General features: G+C 64.7%; 18 protein-coding genes and 2 pseudogenes. 10 read left to right on the top strand and 10 right to left on the bottom strand.

Features of this window, described 5'->3' with window-relative positions; translation table 11 throughout:
- Positions 1–368: 368 nt before the first annotated feature.
- The 4 genes from EJ069_RS25945 to EJ069_RS25930 all read left to right on the top strand — a co-directional run bounded on the left by EJ069_RS25945 (position 369) and on the right by EJ069_RS25930 (position 4,849).
- Positions 369–1,238, top strand: coding sequence for a sugar ABC transporter permease (locus EJ069_RS25945; RefSeq protein WP_126063728.1), 870 nt, complete (start codon positions 369–371; stop codon positions 1,236–1,238).
- On the top strand, positions 1,235–2,059 hold the full coding sequence (locus EJ069_RS25940; protein ID WP_126063727.1) for a carbohydrate ABC transporter permease: 825 nt from the start codon (positions 1,235–1,237) through the stop codon (positions 2,057–2,059). The genes EJ069_RS25945 and EJ069_RS25940 overlap by 4 nt, the downstream gene beginning before the upstream one ends.
- Positions 2,060–2,134: 75 nt before the next feature.
- A complete protein-coding gene (locus EJ069_RS25935; RefSeq protein ID WP_126063726.1) occupies positions 2,135–3,655 on the top strand; it encodes a M81 family metallopeptidase in 1,521 nt (506 codons plus the stop codon).
- 255 nt (positions 3,656–3,910) lie between these two features.
- Entirely contained in the window at positions 3,911–4,849 is a 939-nt protein-coding gene (locus EJ069_RS25930) for an IS110 family transposase (protein WP_126059835.1), read from the top strand.
- A gap of 72 nt (positions 4,850–4,921) precedes the next feature.
- On the opposite strand, the gene EJ069_RS25925 is transcribed toward EJ069_RS25930, so the two are convergent.
- The 6 genes and pseudogenes from EJ069_RS25925 to EJ069_RS25900 form a co-directional block, all read right to left on the bottom strand.
- The gene (locus tag EJ069_RS25925) at positions 4,922–6,976 is read right to left on the bottom strand and encodes a M3 family metallopeptidase (RefSeq protein WP_126063725.1); all 2,055 of its coding nucleotides are present in this window, start codon (positions 6,974–6,976) and stop codon (positions 4,922–4,924) included.
- An 82-nt stretch (positions 6,977–7,058) separates the two neighbouring features.
- Positions 7,059–7,475 carry a nuclear transport factor 2 family protein gene (locus tag EJ069_RS25920; protein WP_126063724.1) on the bottom strand — a complete coding sequence of 139 codons (417 nt, stop codon included), beginning with the start codon at positions 7,473–7,475 and terminating at the stop codon, positions 7,059–7,061.
- 11 nt (positions 7,476–7,486) lie between these two features.
- Positions 7,487–8,128, bottom strand: coding sequence for a carbonic anhydrase (locus tag EJ069_RS25915; protein WP_126063723.1), 642 nt, complete (start codon positions 8,126–8,128; stop codon positions 7,487–7,489).
- A gap of 150 nt (positions 8,129–8,278) precedes the next feature.
- Positions 8,279–9,045 (bottom strand): annotated as a pseudogene (locus tag EJ069_RS25910) (DUF429 domain-containing protein).
- Complete coding sequence (pdxY, locus tag EJ069_RS25905; RefSeq protein WP_042645579.1) at positions 9,042–9,926, bottom strand: pyridoxal kinase PdxY; 885 nt, start codon at positions 9,924–9,926, stop codon at positions 9,042–9,044. The pseudogene EJ069_RS25910 and the gene pdxY overlap by 4 nt, the downstream one beginning before the upstream one ends.
- A gap of 12 nt (positions 9,927–9,938) precedes the next feature.
- On the bottom strand, positions 9,939–10,190 hold the full coding sequence (locus EJ069_RS25900) for a hypothetical protein (RefSeq protein WP_126063722.1): 252 nt from the start codon (positions 10,188–10,190) through the stop codon (positions 9,939–9,941).
- Positions 10,191–10,343: 153 nt separating this feature from the next.
- Between EJ069_RS25900 and EJ069_RS25895 the strand changes: the two genes are divergently transcribed.
- The 5 genes from EJ069_RS25895 (at position 10,344) to ppa (ending at position 14,254) form a co-directional block, all read left to right on the top strand.
- Positions 10,344–10,991: a LemA family protein gene (locus tag EJ069_RS25895; protein WP_126063721.1), complete on the top strand. Its 648-nt coding sequence runs from the start codon at positions 10,344–10,346 to the stop codon at positions 10,989–10,991.
- A 217-nt stretch (positions 10,992–11,208) separates the two neighbouring features.
- A complete protein-coding gene (locus tag EJ069_RS25885; protein WP_245456276.1) occupies positions 11,209–12,012 on the top strand; it encodes a YgcG family protein in 804 nt (267 codons plus the stop codon).
- 6 nt (positions 12,013–12,018) lie between these two features.
- Positions 12,019–12,657 (top strand): TPM domain-containing protein, encoded by a 639-nt coding sequence (locus EJ069_RS25880; RefSeq protein ID WP_126063719.1) that lies wholly within the window; start codon positions 12,019–12,021, stop codon positions 12,655–12,657.
- Positions 12,658–13,087: 430 nt separating this feature from the next.
- The gene (locus EJ069_RS25875) at positions 13,088–13,597 is read left to right on the top strand and encodes a GNAT family N-acetyltransferase (protein ID WP_040991512.1); all 510 of its coding nucleotides are present in this window, start codon (positions 13,088–13,090) and stop codon (positions 13,595–13,597) included.
- Between the two features lie 123 nt (positions 13,598–13,720).
- A complete protein-coding gene (ppa, locus tag EJ069_RS25870) occupies positions 13,721–14,254 on the top strand; it encodes an inorganic diphosphatase (protein WP_126063718.1) in 534 nt (177 codons plus the stop codon).
- A 42-nt stretch (positions 14,255–14,296) separates the two neighbouring features.
- Here the strand turns inward: ppa and EJ069_RS25865 are convergent, their stop codons facing one another.
- The 4 genes from EJ069_RS25865 to EJ069_RS25850 are packed head-to-tail and all read right to left on the bottom strand — an operon-like array spanning position 14,297 to position 18,751.
- Positions 14,297–15,244 (bottom strand): ABC transporter permease, encoded by a 948-nt coding sequence (locus EJ069_RS25865; protein ID WP_126063717.1) that lies wholly within the window; start codon positions 15,242–15,244, stop codon positions 14,297–14,299.
- A gap of 2 nt (positions 15,245–15,246) precedes the next feature.
- Positions 15,247–16,224, bottom strand: a complete 978-nt coding sequence (locus EJ069_RS25860) for an ABC transporter permease (protein WP_189341737.1) — start codon at positions 16,222–16,224, stop codon at positions 15,247–15,249.
- 1 nt (position 16,225) lies between these two features.
- Positions 16,226–17,689 carry a sugar ABC transporter ATP-binding protein gene (locus EJ069_RS25855; protein WP_126063715.1) on the bottom strand — a complete coding sequence of 488 codons (1,464 nt, stop codon included), beginning with the start codon at positions 17,687–17,689 and terminating at the stop codon, positions 16,226–16,228.
- Between the two features lie 48 nt (positions 17,690–17,737).
- Positions 17,738–18,751: an ABC transporter substrate-binding protein gene (locus EJ069_RS25850; RefSeq protein WP_126063714.1), complete on the bottom strand. Its 1,014-nt coding sequence runs from the start codon at positions 18,749–18,751 to the stop codon at positions 17,738–17,740.
- A gap of 197 nt (positions 18,752–18,948) precedes the next feature.
- Between EJ069_RS25850 and EJ069_RS25845 the strand changes: the two are divergent.
- A pseudogene (locus EJ069_RS25845) lies at positions 18,949–21,364 on the top strand (glucan 1,4-alpha-glucosidase).
- The last annotated feature ends 13 nt before the right edge of the window (positions 21,365–21,377 follow it).

Here is a 21,377-nt window from a genome sequence, read left to right as displayed (position 1 = left end):
TGCGCCCGTGGCGCGCCCTACCCCCGCGGGGCGCGCCACATCTTTCCCGGTCTTCAGCAGAAAGACAGAATCGTCGACGTCAGCGCCGCCCCTCATTGCCCTGCCGGGCATTTCTCCCCGTATAGTGACGGGGAGAAAGAAGCTGGCCGCAACCTCGGAGCCATGCCTGCAACGTTTGTGATTGGCGAAAGCGGCGAGAGCGCCCCTCTCCCCGTCACTATACGGGGAGAGGATGCCGGCAGGCAGGTGAGGGGCAGCGCAGACGCTGGGAAAGAATTTGAACCGAGCCATCAGAACGAACAGGTCGAGATTAGGCTAGCTGGCAAGCCAGCGCTGCTGATGCCCCGCAACATGGTCCCAACCAGCCGATGCAAAATCGTTTCCTGCCCTATCTGCTGACGCTCCCCAGCCTGCTGCTCGCGGCGGTGGTGATCTTCTGGCCGGTCTGGGACCTTGTTCAGATATCGACGCATGATGTGAATCGCTTTGGCCAGCTTCGCGAATTCAGCGGCCTGGCCAATTTCTCGGCGCTTGCCGCCGACCCGGATTTCGTCGCGGCGCTCTGGCGCACCGGGCTGTGGACCGTGCTGGTCGTCGGCGGCGCGCTGCTTTTGTCGATCCCCGTGGCGATGATCCTCAACATGGATTTCTACGGCCGTGGCCTCGCCCGCGTCATCATCATGCTGCCCTGGGCGGTGTCGCTGACCATGACCGCGGTGGTCTGGCGCTGGGCGCTCAACGGCGAAAGCGGCATGCTGAATTCAGCGCTTATGAAGCTCGGGCTGATCAGCCAGAACATCCAGTGGCTGGCCAGCGCCGAGACGGCTTTCCCGATGCAGGTTCTGATCGGTATTCTTGTGACGGTGCCCTTCACCACCACGATCTTCCTCGGCGGCCTGTCCTCGATCCCCGATGATCTCTATGAGGCGGCCGCGCTGGAGGGCGCAACGCATTTCCAGCAGTTCCGCGAGATCACCTTTCCGTTGCTAAAGCCCTTCATCAACATCGCGATCGTGCTCAACACCATCTATGTCTTCAACTCCTTCCCGATCATCTGGGTGATGACGCAAGGCGGGCCGGCGAACTCGACCGACATTCTGGTCACGCATCTCTATAAGCTCGCCTTCCGCATCGGCAAGCTGGGCGAGGCCTCCGCCGTGTCGCTGGTGATGTTCGCGATCCTGCTCGTCTTCACCATGATCTATGTGCGCCTTGCCATGCGGGAGCAGCGCGCATGACGCCGAAGCTGAAACGCACCGTCATCGCCTGGCTGCTGCTGGCTCCGTTGATCGTGGTGACGATCTTCCCCTTCGCGGTGATGTTCCTCACCGCCGTCAAGCCGCGCACCGAGGTGCTGACCCCGGCCTGGTGGCCGAGCGAGTTCCGCTGGTCGAATTTCGCGGACATGTGGGTGGCGACCGGCTTCGGCCAGGCGCTGCTGAATTCGCTTTACGTCTCGGCGCTGGCGACGGTCGGCGCGATCCTGATCTCGGTCCCAGCGGCCTACGCCATGTCACGCTTTCGTTTTGCCGGCTATGGGGCCCTCCGCCAGTTCCTTTTGATCTCGCAGATGATCTCGCCGATCGTGCTGGTGCTTGGCCTGTTCAGGCTGATGGCGGCCTGGGGCCTGGTCGAGTCGACCACCGCGCTCGGCTTCATCTACATGGCCTTCAACGTCGCCTTCACAGTGTGGATGCTGCAGAGCTATTTCGACACCATTCCGCGCGACCTCGAGGAGGCGGCCTGGATGGAAGGCGCCGGCCGTTGGCTGACCTTGCGCAAGGTGTTCCTGCCGCTCTGCCTGCCCGCGATCGCGGTGACGGCGATCTTCACCTTCATCAATGCCTGGAACGAGTTCGTGGTCGCGCTCACCATGCTGCGCAGCCAGGAAAGCTACACGCTGCCGATCCAGGTTTTCTCGCTCGTCGCCGGCCGCTATACGATCGAATGGCACCATGTCATGGCCGCCACGCTGCTGGCGACGCTGCCGGTGGCGATCCTCTTCATCTGGCTGCAGCGCTACCTCGTCCGGGGCCTTGCGCTCGGGGCCGTCAAATAGCAAATCCCGGCAATTCCAGGAATACGCAGCGGTTTTCGTCCGGAATCGCAAAAACAAGAAGTCTAGGGAGCGTTCATGCGCATCTTCACCGCCTCGCTGGCGACGGAAACCAACACCTTCTCGCCGGTGCCGACCGACCGGGCGTCCTTCGAGATGGCCTTCTATGCCGGCCCGGGCAAGCACCCGGAGACGCCGACGCTGTGCTCCTCGCCGATCGTGGCGCTGCGCAAGCGCGCCGCGAAGGAAGCGCTGACCGTCATCGAAGGCACGGCAACCTGGGCGGAGCCCGGCGGTCTCGTGCAACGTCAGACCTATGAGGCGCTGCGCGACGAGATCCTTGGCCAGCTAAGGGAAGCCCTACCGGTCGATGCCGTGATCCTCGGCCTGCATGGCGCTATGGTCGCGCAAGGCTATGACGATTGCGAAGGCGATCTGCTGGAGCGCGTGCGCGCTGTCGTGGGGCCGAAGGTGGTGATCGCCTCGGAGTTCGATCCGCACAGCCACCTGACGCCGAAGCGCGTGGCGGCCTGCGATGTCATGGCCTATTTCCTCGAATTCCCGCACACCGATTTCTACGAACGTGGCGAGCATGTCGTCGAGCTCGGCCTTGCCGCGGCGCGCGGCGAGATCAAGCCGGTGATTTCGACTTTCGACTGCCGCATGATCCAGGTGCTGCCGACTAGCCGCGAGCCGATGCGCTCCTTCGTCGACAGGATCAAGGCGCTGCATGGCAATGACGGGGTGCTGTCGGTCTCGGTCATCCACGGCTTCATGGCCGCCGACGTGCCGGAGATGGGCACGCGCATCCTGGTCGTCACCGACAACGACAAGCTAAAGGGCGATGCTTTGGCCGAAACCCTCGGGCGCGAGCTCTATGCTCTGCGCGAAAAAACCGCGATGACGATGCTCTCCGCCTCGGCGGGCATCGAACAGGCGCTTGCCGTGCGCGCGACGCACCAGGACAAGCCGGTGGTGATCGCCGACATCTGGGACAATCCCGGCGGCGGCGTGCCGGGCGACGGCACGATCGTGTTGCGCGAGCTGCTCAAGCGCGGCGTGAACAAAGTCGGCGTGGCGACGATCTGGGACCCGATCGCCGTGACCTTCTGCCACGCAGCCGGCGAAGGCGCCGTCATCGATCTGCGCTTCGGCGGCAAGGCCGGGCCGCAGGCCGGCGAGCCGATCGACGCCCGCGTCACGGTGCTGAAGACGACTAACGAAGGCTGGCAAACCTTCGGGCCGAGCCGCGTGACGTTGGGGCCGTCGGCGGTGGTGCGCATCGAAGGCACGGAAGTCGACGTCATCTTGAACACCAACCGCACCCAGACCTTCGAGCCGGACGTCTTCTCCAACATCGGCATCGATCCGCTCAGCAAGGACATCCTGCTGATCAAATCGACCAACCATTTCTACGCCGGCTTCGCGCCGATCGCCGCCGAGATCATCTATGTCGCGGCGCCGAGCTCCTATCCGAGCAACCCGGCGAAGACGGATTATCGGAAGCTGAAGAGGGCGATCTGGCCGCGGGTGGCGGATCCGTGGAAGGATGCGGCTCCCCCTTCTCCCCTTGTGGGAGAAGGTGGATCGGCGCTTTAGCGCCGAGACGGATGAGGGGTGTTCCAGCGGAGTGAGACGCTGGCTTTCCCTGGAACACCCCTTGTATCTGCACGGACAGAGATTTGTGCAAGGAAAGCGACTGAGCCTCGAACCGGACGGCCATCCGATACGAGGCTTGGCGAAGTCGCCCGACACCCCTCCGGTCACAACCGTGGATGAGCCTGGGATCTTCGCCTTCGTCACGCACGACCGAATAGTCGCTTGGCTCCAATCGCACGCACAAGGCAGGTTACCGTGAACAAGATCATATGTGGAGTGGATGTTTCGAAAGGATGGCTCGATGCCCATGTCGAGCCGAGCGGGGCGGTGGGCCGCTTCGGCAATGATGCGGCAGGCATCGCCGATCTGGCCGCCTGGTGTCAGAGCCACGACGTCGAGCTTGTCGTGATGGAGGCTAGCGGCGGCTATGAACGACTGGCCTTCCTGCTGCTGTGGGAGTTGGGCGTATGCTGTGGCTTGGCCAATGCCCGCAGTGTGCGCTACTTCGCCGAGGCGATGGGCTTCCTGGAAAAGACCGACAAGATCGATGCCGCCATGATCGCCCGCTATGGCGCGGTCAAGCAGCTCAAGGCGATGCCGCCACCAAATGCGGCCCAACTGCGGCTCAAGGCGTTGGTTGCCCGGCTTTCCCAGGTGACTGGCGATCTCACCGTTCAAAAGCAGCGCAAGAGTGCTGCCCTCGACGCCGAGACCGTCGCCAGCCTTGATGAGGTGATCGCGCTGCTCACACGCCAGAGCCGCAGGCTCGAGGGTGAGATCGCTTCGCTCATCGACGATGATCCGTTGTGGGCATGCCTCGACCGGGCCTTTCGCTCGCTCAAGGGCGTGGCCTCTCGCACCGTGCCACGGCTGATGGCGCAACTGCCTGAGATCGGCATCGTCTCCAACAGGGCCATCGCTAAGCTGGCTGGCCTGGCTCCGATCGCCAATGACAGCGGTAAGCGCAGCGGCCGAAGAGCGGTGCGCGGTGGCCGCGCCGGGCCGCGAGGCGTCCTCTTCCTCGTTGCCAGCATCGTTGCCAAATATGATCCCCATCTCGCCGCCTTCAAGCAACGGTTGCAGGCGGCTGGAAAGGAAAAGATGGTCATTCGCATTGCGCTCGCCAGGAAGCTGCTCGTCATCCTCAATGCAAAAGCACGCGACGCGCGCAAACAGTTCGCAAATGCAACTTGACACCTCAGATAGTCGCTCATCCGTCGCCTTCGGCGACACCTTCTCCCACAAGGGGAGAAGGGGAAGCCGCCGCTACACCAGCCCCCGCTTCACCATCATCGCGTCGGGCGACGGCATCTTTCCCCGGAACGCCGTGTAAAGCTCCTCCGGATCCTTCGAGCCACCCGCGGCATAGATGTTCTTGCGCAGCCGCTCGGCCAATTCCGGATTGAAGGCATCGCCCGTCTCCTCGAAAGCCGAGAAGGCGTCCGCGTCGAGCACTTCCGACCACATGTAGGAATAATAGCCGGCTGAATATCCGTCGCCGGCGAAGACATGACCGAAATGTGGGGTGCGGTGGCGCATGGCGATCGTGTCGGGCATATGCAGCTTTTCGAGCGTCTCAGCCTCGAACCGAAGCGGCTCCGCAGGCGCGTCCGGCCGCGCATGATAGGCCATGTCGATCAGCGCCGAGGCGGTGAACTCGACCGTGGCGAAACCGGCGCCGAAGGTGCGGGTCGCAAGCATCTTGTCGAGCAGCGCCTTCGGCATCGGCTTGCCGGTCTTGACGTGCAGCGCGTGCTTTTCCAGCACCGCCGGCACCGTCAGCCAATGCTCGTAAAGCTGCGAGGGCAGCTCGACGAAGTCGCGACTGACGGAGGTGCCAGAAACAGACGGCCAGGTGACGTCGGTCAGCATGCCGTGCAGCGCGTGGCCGAACTCGTGGAACAGCGTCTTTGCCTCATCGACCGACAGAAGCGCCGCCTCGCCGGCCGGCGGCTTGGCGAAATTCATGATGTTGTAGATCACCGGCTTGGAACCGTGACCGAGCTTGTAGCCGGATTTCAGCGCGCTCATCCAGGCGCCGGAACGTTTTGACGGCCGCGCGAAATAATCGGCCAGGAACAGGCCGCGCTCGCTGCCGTCGGCATTCTTCACCACGAACGCGCGGGCGTCCGGATGCCAAACCGCGATCCCCTTCTTCTCCTCGAAAGTGATGCCGAACAGTTTCGTGGCCACATCGAAACAGGCCTCGATGACGCGTTCGAGCTGCAGATACGGCTTCAGCTCCGCCTCGTCGAAGGCGAATTTTTCGGCACGCAGCTTCTCCTGGTAGAAGCGCCAGTCCCAAGCGGCGAATTTCTCGTTGCTGCCGGCTTCCGCCGCCAGCCGCTCCAGCTCCTTCTGGTCGGCGGCGGCCTTCTCCAATGCCTTTTCCCACACCGGATCGAGCAGCTCGTGCACCGCCTTCGGCGTCTTCGCCATCGTGTCGTCGAGCTTCAGCGCCGCGAAGGAATCGTAACCAAGCAGCTTCGCCTTCTCGGCGCGCAGCTTCAGCATGTCGCGCACGACATCGGTGTTGTCGGAGGCGCCGCCATTCTGGCCGCGCATGATGAAAGCTTTGAACGCGATCTCGCGCAGGTCGCGGCGCTCGGAGAAGGTTGAGAACGGCTCGTAGATCGAGCGCGACAGCGTCACCGCATAGCGGCCCTTCTGCCCACGCATCTCGGCCGCCTCGGCCATCGCGCTCTTCAAGAAATCCGGCAGGCCGGCAAGATCGGCCTCGTCGAGGAACAGCGCCCAGTCGCGTTCGTCGGCGAGCACGTTCTGGCCGAACTTGGTCCCGAGCGAGGAGAGCTCTTCATTGATGGCCGCAAGCCGCTTCTTGCCGTCAGCATCGAGCTTGGCGCCCGAGCGGACGAAGCCCTTCCAGGTCTTCTCCAGCACCCGCAGCGTTTCGGCATCGAGCTTCAGGCTGTCGCGCCGCTGGTAGAGATCGTCGATGCGGGCAAACAGCTTCTCGTTCATCGAGATCGCCGAGAAATGCCGCGACATCTTTGGCGAAACCTCGCGTTCCATCGCCTGGATCGTGTCGTTGGTATGAGCGCCGGCGCGGCACCAGAAGATCGACGAGACATGGTCGAGCGGCTCGCCGGCAAGCTCGAGCGCGGCAAGCGTGTTCTCGATGGTCGGCGTCTCGCTGTTGCCGGCGATCGCGTCGATCTCGGCCTGGTGCGCGGCCAGCGCCGCGTCGAAGACCGGCCCGAAATCATTGTCGCCGATGCGCGAGAAGTCCGGCAGGCCGAGCGGACCTTGCCAAAGGGTCAGCGGATGGGCGGCGAGGTCGACGGCTTTTGAAGATGACATGAGCGATTCCGGTGGACTGATTTGGAGGCGGGCTGCGTCGGATGTAGGGCGATGCCGCGCGCCGCGCAACACGGACCTCGCCTCAATAGCCGCTGCAGTCCTGCGCCACCGCTGTCTGCGTGCTGGCGACGATGCGCCCGCCGGCGACGGTGAAGGTCTCGCGCATCAGCGTATCGTTGTTGGGAAAATCGTAACAGGCGAGCACCGTGGTCTCGCCATTCTCGCTCTTTTCGATGCGATGGCGGATCGCAGCGCCTGCGACCGCGCCCCGCCACTCGTCGATCGAGGCGATGAAATCCTCTTTGGTCTGGACGACGCCGATGTCGTCGAGCTTCATGCGCACGTCGTCGGCAAGCAGGTCGGACAATTCGGTACGGTCGGCGACCAGCAGCGCCGAATACCAGCGATCGATGATGGCGCCATCATCGGCGCTGGCCCGGGCGAGCGAGGACATGAGCAGCGTCGCCGCCAGAAAGATCCTCCAGCTGATCCGGTGCATCACGCCTCCGTTCAAAGCTCCGGCCGCTCGAAATCGCCGGTTTCCTTGTTCATCACCCACAGCTCCCCGGTCGAGATATCGAACCATGCGCCGTAGAGCGAGAGCTTGCCCTTGCCTTCGAGGATCGAGACACAGGGAAAAGTCCGGAGATTGGCGAGGGAATAGCGGATGGAAATCCGCTCCAGCGCGGTCTGGCGCTCCGTCGTTGTCATCATCGTGCTGGAAGCCACGGTATCGGCGGCCGGCGCGATCAGGCTCATCCATTTGCCGATGAAATCGCCGGGCGACAGCGGCGCGGAGTTGGTGTCGAGCGCGGCGCGGATGCCGCCGCAGCGGCCGTGGCCCATCACCACGATGTTCTTCACCTTCAGGCTCTGCACGGCGAATTCGAGCGCGGCCGAGGTCGAGTGGTACTCGCCGTCCGGCTCGTAGGGCGGCACCAGATTGGCGACATTGCGCAGCACGAAGAGCTCGCCGGGACCGGCATCGAAGATCGCTTCCGGCGCCGAGCGCGAATCGCAGCAGGCGACGATCATCGTCTCGGGCGCCTGGCCGTCGCGCGCCAGCGAGCGATAGCGGTCGCTTTCGGTGGGGTAGCGGCCACTCATGAAGTTGCGATAGCCGGCGAGGAGGTGCTCGGGGAGGTGAGGCATGGGCGGCTAGAGCCTTTCCGGGGGGTTGGAGGCGGCAGCTCGTTGCGATCGAAAAAGCCTCTAGCGGCAAATGCAGGTCGTGGGCAATGCCGAATTGCGGATGGCGGCGTCGCAATCGCATGCCGCCAAAAGCTGCGCGGTCGATTTGCCTCAAGCCCAGATGGCGACGGGAATGCCGAAACGATCCAGCAGCGGCGGATCGGGCGAAGGCCGCGCCGCGCCGCTGGCGATACGCCCGGCAATCAGCATCATCGCCGCCGCGTCGAGGAAATCGTCGCTCGCGGCACCCCGTGGCGGCGCCTGATCGAGGAAGCCCTTCTCGTAGCCATGCCGGCAAAGCAGCGCCTTGCGCTCCTCCATGCCGGCCGGGTTGACCGCGCCCTTGATCTTCTTCGGCAGCGCCATCGCCGTGCCGCCATTCAGCTGGCAGAACGCCACTTCCGGATGCGATTCGAAGACGCGGCCGCGCAGTTCGGGCCGCGCGATCAACAGCTGATCGATCTCGCGGATCTTGGCAAAGATGCCGAAAGCCTGGATGGAAACGCCGCGTGGCGGGTCAGAAGTCCCATCGCCACCGCGCTTGCCCTCCGGTGCGCTTCATACCAGGTCTCGACGGTGGTGAAGTCGCTGGTGTCGGCATAGAGCGCGGCGCGCGAGGGGATGGCGAACACGCTCGATTGCCGCGCGCCGAGCAGCGGCCGCACCAGCGCCTCCGGCCCGCGGCCGCCCTTGCTTGAAAACTCCGGCAGGCCGATCGGCATGTCGACGGCGATCGTGGCATCGGGCAGCGCGTCGAGCAGCGCGTGAAAACTCGGGAAGACCGAGACGGAGGGCGCGGCGTCCGCTTCGCGGTGGACGGCTATCCAGCCAGCCTTGCAGCCGTCGACGCCGGCCAGCGCGTGGCCGACCAGTTTCACGCCCGCTTGTCCCGCCCGGGATGCAGCAGATGGCGCAGCTGCACCATGGCCATTGGATGCGACAGGCTCTGGGCGTCGGTTTCGAGCTGCAGCTCGTCGCCGCCGCGCTTGGCGGTGCGGGCAAGTATCTCGTAGACGGCCGCCGTGGTCGATTGCAGCGCCTTGACCGGCGCTTGGCCGGAGAGAATCCGCGCCAGATAGACCGCCGCCGTCAGGTCGCCGAGCCCGTTCGGCGGCCTCTCGATCACACGGTGCTCCGCAAGCAGCGCCTGGCTGCCGTCGAGCAGGAAATTGCCGATGCCGCCCGCCATCATCGCCGGCGCCGAGGTCACCAGCATGGTCGAGGGTCCGGCATGAAGCGCGGCCGCCGTCACCGCCTTGATGTCGGGCAGCGGCGCGCCCGCCATCCATTCCAGCTCATAGCGGTTCGGCGTCGCGATATCCGCGATCGGCATCAATTTGTCGCGCATGGCGGCGGCCGTCGATTCCGGCACGTAGAGCCCGCCGGAATCGCCCATCACCGGGTCGCAGACGTAAAGCGCGTTCGGGGTCTTTTCCTTGACGGCGGCGACGAGCGAGGCGACGGCTTCCGCCTGGCCCGCTTCGCCGAGATAGCCCGAAAGCACGGCCCGCACCTCGCCCAGCCACGGTGCCCGCTCGAGGTCGGCCATCAGCGCCTTGAACTGGTCGAGCGGCGGCACGATGCGGGTTGCGCGGCTGTGCCCCGGATGCCAGGGCAGGATGACGGTCGGCACCGCCCAGACCGGGAAACCCAGTGTCTCCAGCGCGAACACCGCCGCGCGATTGCCGACCGAGCCGCGGGCGACATGGCTGGAGATGACGATGACCGCGCGCGGCGCGTCGGTTTTTTCTGCATTCATGAGGCTTGATTCCTAACCGCCACGCGTGGCGGCATACACCAGCCAGGCCAATAGCCCAATGGCAATGACGAAGCCGAGCGTTCGGCCAATGCGGGTTCCCCAATATTCGATGGGATCGGCGCGGTCCGTCTCGGCGGCGGTGACGCGGTCGCGCGCGTCCTTCGCCGCGCGGGCGATGAACGACGCGCCGCCTGGGGACGTCTCCTGTTGCACGCGTTCGAGGATGCGGCGCGACTCGGCCTCGTCGTCCCGGCGCTCTGCCATGGCAATTGCCCTTTCCGGCCCGCAGCTTAACTTGTTCGCGCTGCCATTCACAGTGCCTCACGGCTGAACCGGGACCGGCGTCATGCGCCGGACATTTTCTTGCGCCTGGATTGTGGTAATGCTTCGCATGCAACTTCTGTCGAGGGACCATTCATGATTACCGAGCGCCTCTCACCACCTTCCGTCTTCCGCAATCTGCCCGCCTTCCTGATGATGGCTTTCGTGCTGCCGCTGCTCGCCGGCTGCGGCTACAACACCATTCCGACCGCGGAAGAGAACGCAAGGGCGGCCTGGAGCGAGGTGCTCAACCAGTATCAGCGCCGTTCCGATCTGATCCCGAACCTGGTCGAGACGGTGAAGGGCTATGCCTCGCATGAGAAGGACACGCTCGACGCGGTCGTTCAGGCGCGCGCCAAGGCGACGCAGATCACCGTGACCCCGGAGACGCTGAAGGACCCGGACGCGCTGAAGAAGTTCCAGGATGCCCAGGCCGGACTGACCAGCGCGCTGTCGCGTCTGATCGCGGTCTCGGAAGCCTATCCCGACCTCAAGGCCAACCAGAATTTCCTCGCGCTGCAGGCGCAGCTCGAAGGCACCGAGAACCGCATCGCGGTGGCGCGGCGCGACTACATACAGGCGGTGAGGGACTACAATCTGACGCTGAAGACCTTCCCGTCCGTGCTGTGGGCGACCTTCTGGTTCCGCGGCAACGAGCCCTTCGCCAACTTCACCGTCGACGAGGACAAGATGCAGGTGCCGAAGGTCGATTTCGGCACCAGCACCACCAAGCAGGGTGGGTGAGAGCGACTTAGCTTATCGAGCCAGCCTTGAGTTCCGTCACCCCCTCTCTGTCCTGCCGGACATCTCCCCCTCAAGGGGGGAGATTGGCAGTTCCGCCGACAGCGCACAACCTGCGACGCTGACGATTGGCGAAGGCCGCGGTGACATCAAATCTCCCCCCTTGAGGGGGAGATGTCCGGCAGGACAGAGAGGGGGGCGACAGAGCGCCTACCTCTCATTGCTTGGCCTCCTTGCCAGCATCTTCTGCCTCTTCCCCCTCGCCGCCTTCGCCGCCGACCTCCCCGCGCTGACCGGCCGCGTCGTCGATAATGCCGGCATCATCGATGCCGGCACCCGCGCGGCGCTGACCCAGAAGCTCGCCGACTTCGAGACCAAGGGCTCCGACCAGATCGTCGTAGCCACCATACCCAGCCTCGGCGGGGAGGAGATCGAACCTTACGCCAACCGGCTGTTCCGCTTCTGGAAGCTCGGCCAGGCCAAGGAAAACAACGGTGTGCTGCTCCTGGTCGCGCCGAACGACCGCAAGATGCGCATCGAGGTCGGCTATGGGCTGGAAGGCACGCTGACCGACCTGCACACCAAGCTGATCATCGAGAACGACATGGTGCCAGCCTTCCGCGCCGGCGATTTCTCCGGCGGCATCACCAAGGCCGTCGACGACATGATCATGGTGCTGGAGGGCAATCCCGAGGAACTGGAGGCGCGCGGCAAGCGCAACGAGCAGGCGCCGTTCAATTCCGACGACCTGTTCTTCGCCATTTTCATCACCATCTGGGCGCTTATCTTCTTCGGCGGCATCGCGATGACGGTGCTGCCGCCGATCTTCGGCCAGAAGATCGGGCCGGGTCGCTACCGCTGGCTCGGCATGACTTTCGATCAGAACCGGCGTTCTTCCTCGGGCGGCTGGTCGTCGGGTGGCGGCGGCTGGTCGTCAGGCGGCGGTGGCTGGTCCTCGGGCGGCGGCGGATTTTCCGGCGGCGGCGGTTCGTCCGGCGGCGGCGGCTCTTCGGGAAGCTGGTGAGGCACCATGGCAACGCGACCGATCAGCGCCGAGGACCATGACCGCATCGCCGAGGCGATCCGCACGGCCGAGCTGAAGACCGACGGCGAGATCTACTGCGTCGTCGCTCGCGCCAGCGAGGGCTACTTCTTTCCGGCCGCTTTCACCACGACAATCGGCCTGTTCATCGCCAGCCTCGCCGTCGCCTACGGGCTGGAGGGCTTGTGGCTTACCATCCGGCTGCCGCATTTCGTGCTGGCGCAACTGTTGGCGCTGGCCTCGGTGTTCGCCCTGCTCTGGTCCCTGCCAGCCTTACGCATTCATTTCGTGCCGAGAAGGCTGCGCTATCAGGCCGCGCACGCCAATGCGATGAAGCAGTTCTTGGCGCGCAACGTCCACCGTACGAGCGCGCGCACCGGCGTGCTCATCTTCGTCTCCATCGCCGAGCGCTATGCCGAGGTCGTTGCCGATTCCGGCATCGACGCCAAGGTCGGCCAGCATGTCTGGGACGGCGTTGTGCGCGACCTGACCAAACATGCCGGCGACAACCGGCTGGCCGACGGCTTCGTCAAGGCTGTCGCCACGGTTGGCGCCGTGCTCGCCGAGCATTTCCCGGTCACCGAAGGCGACACCAACGAGCTCGACGATCATCTCGTCGAGATCTGACGGGTTCCCGCATTGGGATCTTGACCGGTCGGCTCTGTTGCGTCGGCAGGCGGCATGCGTTTGAGATTGGCCGAAACGCCCTTCGCGATCGTCATTCCAGGGCGGAGCAGGAGCGAAGCTCCGTCGCGTAGACCCTGGAATCCATGCCGTTACCTTCGCCAAGGCGTGCAACGGAGCAAAATTCTGCACCATCGCGGCGCTTCCAAGTCACGGAATGGATTCTATGGTCTGCGCCGCGTCGCTTCGCTCCTTGCTCCGCCATAGAATGACGAGGTTGGGAGAGCGGCTTCAACCAATCCCCGGCGTTTGCGCTGATTTCACGGAAATGAACGCCTTGCCCGCCCATACGGCTTTCGTCTGTGCGAAAGCCGCCTAAGGGCCGTGGCGGACTCTTTGCAATCGCCCGACGCGGGTTTATGGTTAACCAATCATGAACACGCTAACCATCGACATCCGGAAGGCAGAGCCGCGCGACGCGAGCGCCATCGCCGAGGTGCACCAGCAGGCTTGGCGCGGCGCCTATTCCGGCATCATCCCGCACCGCACGCTGACCTCGATGATCAACCGCCGCGGCGTCGACTGGTGGGCTAACGCGATTCGCCGCGCCGCCACCGTGTTGGTCGTCGAGATCGGCGGGACCGTCGCCGGCTATGCGACGATCGGCAAGAACCGCGCCCGCGAGCTCCGGCAGCAGGGCGAGATCTACGAGCTCTATCTGCGGCCCGAATATCAGGGCATAGGGCTCGGCAGCCGCCTGTTCAAGGCGGCCAAGGCCCGGCTCGCCGACCACGGCCTGCGCGGCCTTGTGGTATGGGCGCTGGAAGACAACCACAACGCCCTGGCCTTCTATGCCGGCAATGGCGGCCGCGATATCGCCGAAGGCGTCGAGGTCTTCGAGCAGAAGGCGCTGAAGAAGGTCGCTTTCGTCTGGAACGACTAGCGTCGCCTAAGTTACAGGCGATCACAAACTGTGCGATTCCATTAGCGTCCGGCACTATTCGACGCATTGCACCATGACGCGTCCCCCGCTATCGGTCTTTTCAATCGAAAGAGGGATTTAGCCATGCGTATCGAAGCCGTGCCGATCGGGAAGAACCCGCCCGACGACATCAACGTCATCATCGAGGTGCCGATCGGCGGCGAGCCGATCAAATACGAGATGGACAAGGAGGCCGGCACCTTGTTCGTCGATCGCTTCCTGCACACTTCCATGCGCTATCCCGGCAATTACGGCTTTGTGCCGCACACGTTGTCGGGCGACGGCGACCCGATCGACGTCCTGGTCTGCAACACCCGCGCGCTGGTGCCGGGCTGCGTCATCAATGTGCGGCCGATCGGTGTGCTGATCATGGAAGACAATGCCGGCCAGGACGAGAAGGTGATCGCCGTCCCCTCGCCCAAGCTGACGCTACGCTACGAGAACGTCACCGAATACACGCACCTGCCGGAAATCACGCGACAGCAGGTGCAGCACTTCTTCGAGCACTACAAGGATCTCGAGCCCGGCAAATGGGTCAAGATCGAGGGCTGGCACGATTCCAAGTACGCCAAGAAGATGATCGTCGACGCGATCGCGCGGGCCAAGGCCGCGAAATAGCGCGAACCTCTTGCCTCATCGGGAGATGGCCGGCGGAAGCTGTTACCGCACGGCCTTCTCGCCGCCGGCAGCCGTGATTACGCCGACGATGATCAGCCCGGTCAGCACCAGCCGCACGCCGGCGCTGACGCCGAAGGTGTTGAGCATGGTGAGCAGCAGCACCAGGAACAAGCCGGCGCCCCAGACGCCCGGCACGTTGGCCTTGCCGCCGGCGACCGAGGTGCCGCCGATGACGACGACCGCGATCGAGGCGAGCAGGTATTCGTTGCCGATATCGACATTGGCGCCGCGGAAATAACCGGCAAGCAGCGCACCGTCGATCCCGCCCAGCGCCCCGCACAGCGTGTAGGTGAGGAAGCGGATGCGGCCGACATGGACGCCGGCCAGCCAGGCGGCGCGGATGTTCTGGCCGATCGCCAGCACCGAGCGGCCGTAGATCATGCGCTGCAGCGCAAGTGCAGCGCCGATCGTGAACAGCACAGTCAGCATCGCCAGCACGGGTATGCCCAGCACCTGCCAATTGGTGAAGTCGGCGAAGCCCGGCGGCGGCTTGATCTGCAGGCCGCGGCCGTAGCTGATGTCGACCGACTGGATGATGAAGCTCGCCGACAGCGTCGCGATGATCGGCGGGATGCGCAGCGCCCATATCAAGAGATAGTTGATGGCGCCGATCGCAGCGCCCGTGGCGAGCGCGGCAAGCAGCCCGACGAGGATCATCGAATCGCTGCCGCCCATCACCTTCATGGCGACGGCGCTGGCCAGCCCGATATTGGCCGGCAGCGACAAGTCGACATTGCCGGGTCCGAGCGTGATGACGAACATCTGGCCAACGCCGACGATGACGGTGAAGACGGCGAGCGAAAGTGCTGCCGTGACCATGCCGCCGGCGCCATAGCCGCCGGTGAAGATGACCGTCGCCACCCACACGACGAGCGCGCCGGCGAAGGACCAGAGCCAGGGTTTTTCAAGCAGCGTCCGCACCGAGGTCATCGCTACCGCTCCCTGCGGCTGATCAGCACGCGCGCCGCCAGCACGATGATCAGGATCGCGCCATTGGCAGCGACCTGCCAGTCGGGCGGGATGTGCATGAAGGTCAAAAGCGGTGAGGCCGCGAGCGCCAGCGTCAAAGCGCCGAGCACCGCGCCGATCGGTGACACGCGCCCGCCGACGAACTCGCCGCCGCCAAGGATGACGCCGGCGATCGAGAGTAGCGTGTAGCCATTGCCGATATTGGCGTCGGCCGACGTGGTGATGCCGATCAGCGCCATGCCCGACAGAGCGCCGAACAGGCCGGTCAGCGCAAAGAGCACGATTTTGGTTTTGAGCAGCGACCAGCCGGCGCGTCTCAACGCCGCGGCATTGCCGCCGGAGCCGCGCAGGATGACGCCGTAGGAGGTGCGCATCAGGCCGAAATGCACGACTGCGGCGATGATCAGCGCGGCAAGGATCGGGAACGGGATATAGGGCGGTTTGAAGGACATGATCGACAGCAGCCAGTCCGGCGCCTTGCCGCCGGGCTTGGGCAGGACGAGGATGGCAAGCCCCTGCCAGACAAAGCTCATGCCGAGCGTCACCACGATCGACGGCAAGTTGCGCAGATGGATCAGCGCGCCGAGCAAGGCGTAGACACCGATCGAACCCAGCAGCACGAGTATGCCCAGCAGCGGCGCGTCGCGCAGCCAGGTCGCGGTGACGCAGCCGACGAAACCGACGAAGGTGCCTATCGACAGGTCCAGCTCGTTGCCGGCGATGACGAACATCTGCGCGATCGTCGCCAGCGCGATCGGGATCGCCAGATTGAGCATCAGGTTGAAGCCGAAATAGCTGATGGCGCGCGGATTGAGCCAGGCAATCGCCATCAGCACCAGCGCCAGCGACAAAGCCGGCAAAAGACCGCGCAGCAGGCGGGCCCTGGCGGCGCTGCCGCGCTGCGAGGATTTCGGGAGCGTTCCGGGAGCGATCGCGGTCATGTCAGGCCGCATCGCCGAACGAGGACTGGATGATCTTTTCCTCCGTCAGCTCGTCGCGCCCAAGATTGGCGACGATACGGCCGTTCTTGAAGACATAGACATGGTCGCAATTGTCGAGCTCCTCGGTCTCGGTGGTGTACCAGAGGAAGGTGCGGCCCTTGGCGGCCTCCTCGCGCACGAGGTCGTAGACTTCGAGCTTGGTGCCGATGTCGACGCCGCGCATCGGATCGTCCATCAGCACGATCTCGGCGTCGGAGCCTAGCGCGCGGGCAAACAGCGCCTTCTGCTGGTTGCCGCCCGACAGCGAATAGATGTTGTTGTCCATGTCCGGCGTTCGGATGCCGATCTTCTTCTTCCAGAATTCGGCGAGCTCGGCCTCGCGCTGCGGCGAGATCAAAAGGCCGTTCCGCAGTTTAGCCAGCGAGCGGATGCCGATATTCTGCGCGATCGACCATTGCGAAAAGATGCCGTCCGACTGGCGGTCACCCGCGACCAGCGCCACGGGCGCCGTCACTTCGATGCCGGTCCTGGCGCGGGCGGCTGCCGAGAAGATCGCCAGCAAAAGGTCGGTCTGGCCATGGCCGGCAAGCCCTGCGAGGCCGATGATCTCGCCGGCCCGGGCGACAAGCTCCTTGCCGTCCTGCTGCCTGGCCGGGCGCGCCCGCACCTTGAGCGCGCCAGGCTCGGTCTGGCGGGCCTCGGCGGCGACCTTGTGATGGCCTTCGGCGCCGCCCATGGCGGCGACCAGCTTGTCGCGGTCGAAGGCATCGGCGCCATCGGCCGCGACCACCTTGCCGTCGCGCATCACCACGATGCGGTCGGCGTTCTGCAGCACCTCGCCCAGAACATGCGAGATCAGGATGCAGCTGCCGCCCTGCTCGACGAAGCGGCGGACGAAGGAAAGCAGCTGGCCGGCGGTGTGCGCGTCAAGCGACGAGGTCGGCTCGTCGAGGATGACCAGATGCAGCGGCTCGCGCGTCAGCGTGAAGGCGCGCGCCACCTCGACCATCTGCCGCCTTCCGATCGACAGGTCGCCGGCGATGTCGTCCGCCGAAATACCGTGGTCCGGAAAGATCTCGTCGAGCTTGGCGCGGATGAGGTCGGCGGCCCTGCGCCGCCAGCCGAAACCGGCGAGCGAGGGATGATTGATGCGCGTGTTCTCGGCGATGCTGAGATTGGGGCAGAGCGACAGCTCCTGGAACACGCAGCGTATGCCGAGTTCCAGCGCGCGCGCCACGGAATAGCTCGCCTCCTGATTGCCGCGCACCGCGATCTGTCCGCCATCCGGCCGCAGCGTGCCGGCCACCATATGCATGAGCGTCGACTTGCCGGCGCCGTTATGCCCGACCAGCCCGACGCATTCGCCGGCGCCGACATGGAAGTCGACGCCGTTTAGAGCCCGAACGGCGCCGAAACGTTTTTCGGCGCCGTTCAGCCTGACGATGTCGGTGTTTGCCTTGAGCATGCTCAACGATACCCGGCTGGCGATGCGGCTGGCAAATTCACGCCGCCATTACTTGATGTTGGCCTTGATCGCCGCGATAGCCTCTTCCTGCGTGTATTCGTGCGTGGCGACGCCGCCTTCCTTGATCTTCGGCAGCGCGGCCTCGAAATCGTCCTGGGTGAAGGCGAGATAGGGCACCAGCAGGTCGTGCGGAATGTCCTTGCGTCCGTCGAGCACCTGCTGCGCCACCCAGAAGGCCAGCGTCGACACGCCGGGCGCGATCGAGGCCGACCAGGTCTTGTAGCCGTCCTTCTCCTTCTGCTCCTTCCACCACTTCAGCTCGTCCTGGCGGTTGCCCATGATGATGGTCGGGCGCGGCTTGCCCGCCGCCGCGAAGGCTTGCGCCGCGCCATAGCCGTCGCCGCCCTGGTCGACGATGCCGACGACGTCGGGGAGCGAAGGCAGGATGGTCGCCACCGCCTTCTGCGCCGTCGTCTGGTCCCAGTCGCCGGTCACCGAGCCGACGATCTTGAACTCGGGATGCGCGGCTACGCCCTCGAGGATGCCGGCATGGATGGCATCGTCGATCGAAGTGCCGGCCAGACCGCGGATTTCCAGCAGATTGCCGCCCTTGGGCTGGAACTTGGCCATCTGCTCGACTTCCTGCTTGCCCATGTCCTTGAAGTCGACGACAACCCGATAGGCGCAGGGCTCGGTCACGATGCCGTCAAAGGAGACGACGACGATGCCGGCATCGCAGGCCTGCTTGATGGCGCCGTTCAGCGCGTCGGGCGAGGCGGCGTTGATGACGATGGCGTCATAGCCCTGCAGGATCAGGTTCTGCACCTGGGCGGCTTGTGTGGGCACTTCCTTGTCGGCGGTGGTGAAGACATCCGCCGCGGCGACGATCTTGTCCTCGACCGCCTTCTTGGTGACGATGCCGTAACTGTCGAGCATCGCCTGGCGCCACGAATTGCCGGCGTAATTGTTGGAAAAGGCGATCTTCTTGCCGCTGGTGTCGGCAAGCGCGGTGCCCGAGGCGAGCATCGCCGCGAGTGCACCCAATACGAGCAGTTTCTTCATGTCGGTTCCTCCCGAGGTTGCTGATCTTGACGAATGGCCGTGACGTGTAGCGCCTGTTTTTTATCTATTGTCAGACAAATTTCGAGGAACTGCAAGCTGTCAACGGCAAAGCTTGATGGGCCACCGATCAACTTGCGGTGCGACGATTGAAAAGCCTCCCGCTGATGGTCTAGGAACGCGGCGGAAGAGAGGTTTGGATGGCAGTAACGCCGACCGTTGCCAAAGGCGCGCCCGGGATTCCGGCGCGCTGGACATCAAGCGCCAAGAGCGGCGTCGGCACCGCCCTTTCGGCAAGGAGCCCGCTCTGGTTCACCACCAGTCACGGCATCTTGAACGAGATTTATTATCCGCGCCTCGACAGCACCTGCACGCGCGACCTGGGGCTGATCGTCACCGGTCCGGGTGGCTATTTTTCCGAAGAGAAGCGCGATGCCGCCCATGCCGTCGAACCGTTCGAGGACGGGGTGCCTGGCTACCGACTGACCAACACCGCATCCGACGGCGCGTACAAGATCGAGAAGCGAATCGTTACGGATTCGAAACGACCCGTTCTGCTGCAGGAAATCAGCTTCATTGCGCTCAAGGGAGCAGCGGCAAACTATCGCGTCTACGCGCTGCTCGCGCCGCATCTCGTCAATGCCGGCATGGGCAACACGGCCTGGATCGGCGAGCACAAGGGACAGCGTCTTCTCTTTGCCACCGGTCGCGGCGTCTCGCTGGCGCTTGCTTCATCCTTGCCCTGGGGCGCCTGCTCGGCCGGCTATGTCGGCTTTTCCGACGGCTGGCGGCAACTGCATGACAGCGGGGCGCTCGATCCTTCCTGCCAGGTAGCGGAGAACGGAAATGTGGCTCTTACCGGCGAGATCGGCTTTTCGGCCGGCAAGACGGTTGCGCTGCTGGCGCTCGGCTTCGGCGCTTCGCCACAGGAAGCCGCCGACCTTGCGCTTGCAAGCCTGAAACAAGGTTTCGAGCCCGCCGCGAAAACCTATGTCGAGAACTGGCGGACATTCCAGGCAAGGCTGGAAAAACTCGACCGCCGCGCCGCCTCCGGTCTGAACTCCTACCGCGCCAGCACGGCGGTGCTGGCGACACACCTGTCGGTCGCCAGGCCCGGCGCCGCGGTAGCCAGCCTGTCGATCCCCTGGGGCTTCAACAAGGGCGACGACGACCTCGGCGGCTATCACCTCGTCTGGCCGCGCGACCTGGTCGAGACGGCGGGCGGCTTCCTTGCCGCCGGCGACGGAAAACAGGCGCTGCAGATCCTCGCCTATCTTCGCTCGATCCAGCAACCGGACGGCCACTGGCCGCAGAATGTCTGGTCCGACGGCACCGCCTATTGGCCGGGCATCCAGATGGACGAATGCGCCTTCCCCTGCTGCTCGCCGACGCTCTGCGCCGCGCCGGCCATCTGCCGAAGCCGAAGCTCGTCGATTTCCTGGCCATGATCGAGAACGCGGCCGCCTATGTCGTGCGCAACGGCCCGGTCACCGGCGAGGACCGCTGGGAGGAGGATGCCGGCTACAGCCCCTTCACCCTGGCCGTGGAGATAGCGGGCCTGCTTGCCGCCGCCGACATGCTCGATGCCTGCGGCAAAAATGAGCCGACGAACTATCTGCGCGAGACCGCCGATTGCTGGAACGACCAGATCGAGCGCTGGACCTATGTGACCGGCACGGAGGCGGGCGCCAAAGCGGGTGTCGAAGGCTACTACGTCCGCATCGCCCCGCCAGACGACGGCGGCGCCGCCTCGCCGAAGGACGGCTTCGTGCCGATCAAGAACCGGCCGCCGGCCGATACCGACAGGCCGGCCGAAGCGATCATCAGCCCGGACGCTTTGGCGCTGGTGCGTTTCGGGCTCAGAGCCGCGGACGACCCGCGCATCCTGAACACCGTCAAGGCCATCGACGCCGAGCTGCGCTGCGACCTGCCGCAAGGGCCGCTCTGGTACCGCTATAGCGGCGACGGCTACGGCGAGCATGAGGACGGCGCGCCCTTCGACGGCACCGGCCAGGGACGGCCATGGCCGTTGCTTGCCGGCGAGCGCGCCCATTACGAGCTGGCCGCCGGCCGCAAGGACAGAGCGGCGCAGCTGCTGGAGACATTCGAACGCTCGGCGGGCGTGGGTGGCCTTCTGCCCGAGCAGGTCTGGGATCGCCCCGACACGCCGGACCGCGAGCTGTGGCTGGGCAAGCCGTCCGGCAGCGCCATGCCGCTGGTCTGGGCGCATGCCGAGCACATCAAGCTGTTGCGCTCGCTGCGCGACGGCGCCGTCTTCGACCTGCCGCCGCAGGGCGTCGAACGCTACATCAAGGGCAAGACGGTCTCGCCGCTGCGGACATGGCGCTTCAACAACAAGATCCGCTCCATCCCGCCGGCAAGCTGTTGCGCGTCGAGCTGTCGGCGCCCGGCGTCGTCCATTGGAGCAGCGACAAATGGCTGACGGTGCAGGACAGCAGGACGGCCGAAAATGCGTTCGGCATCCATCTGGTGGATTTGCCCGTTAACCGCCTGCAACAGGGAACCACCATCGTCTTCACTTTTTTCTGGCCGGAAGCGATGCGTTGGGAGAATGTCGACTTTACCGTCGCGATCGACCAACCAAACGGCCAGTGAATTCTTCTTTCCT

The sequence above is a fragment of the Mesorhizobium sp. M2A.F.Ca.ET.043.05.1.1 genome, assembly GCF_003952445.1.
Taxonomy (GTDB): domain Bacteria; phylum Pseudomonadota; class Alphaproteobacteria; order Rhizobiales; family Rhizobiaceae; genus Mesorhizobium.
The sequence above is the reverse complement of the archived record's forward strand: the minus strand, read 5'-3'. Positions and strand labels throughout refer to the sequence as shown.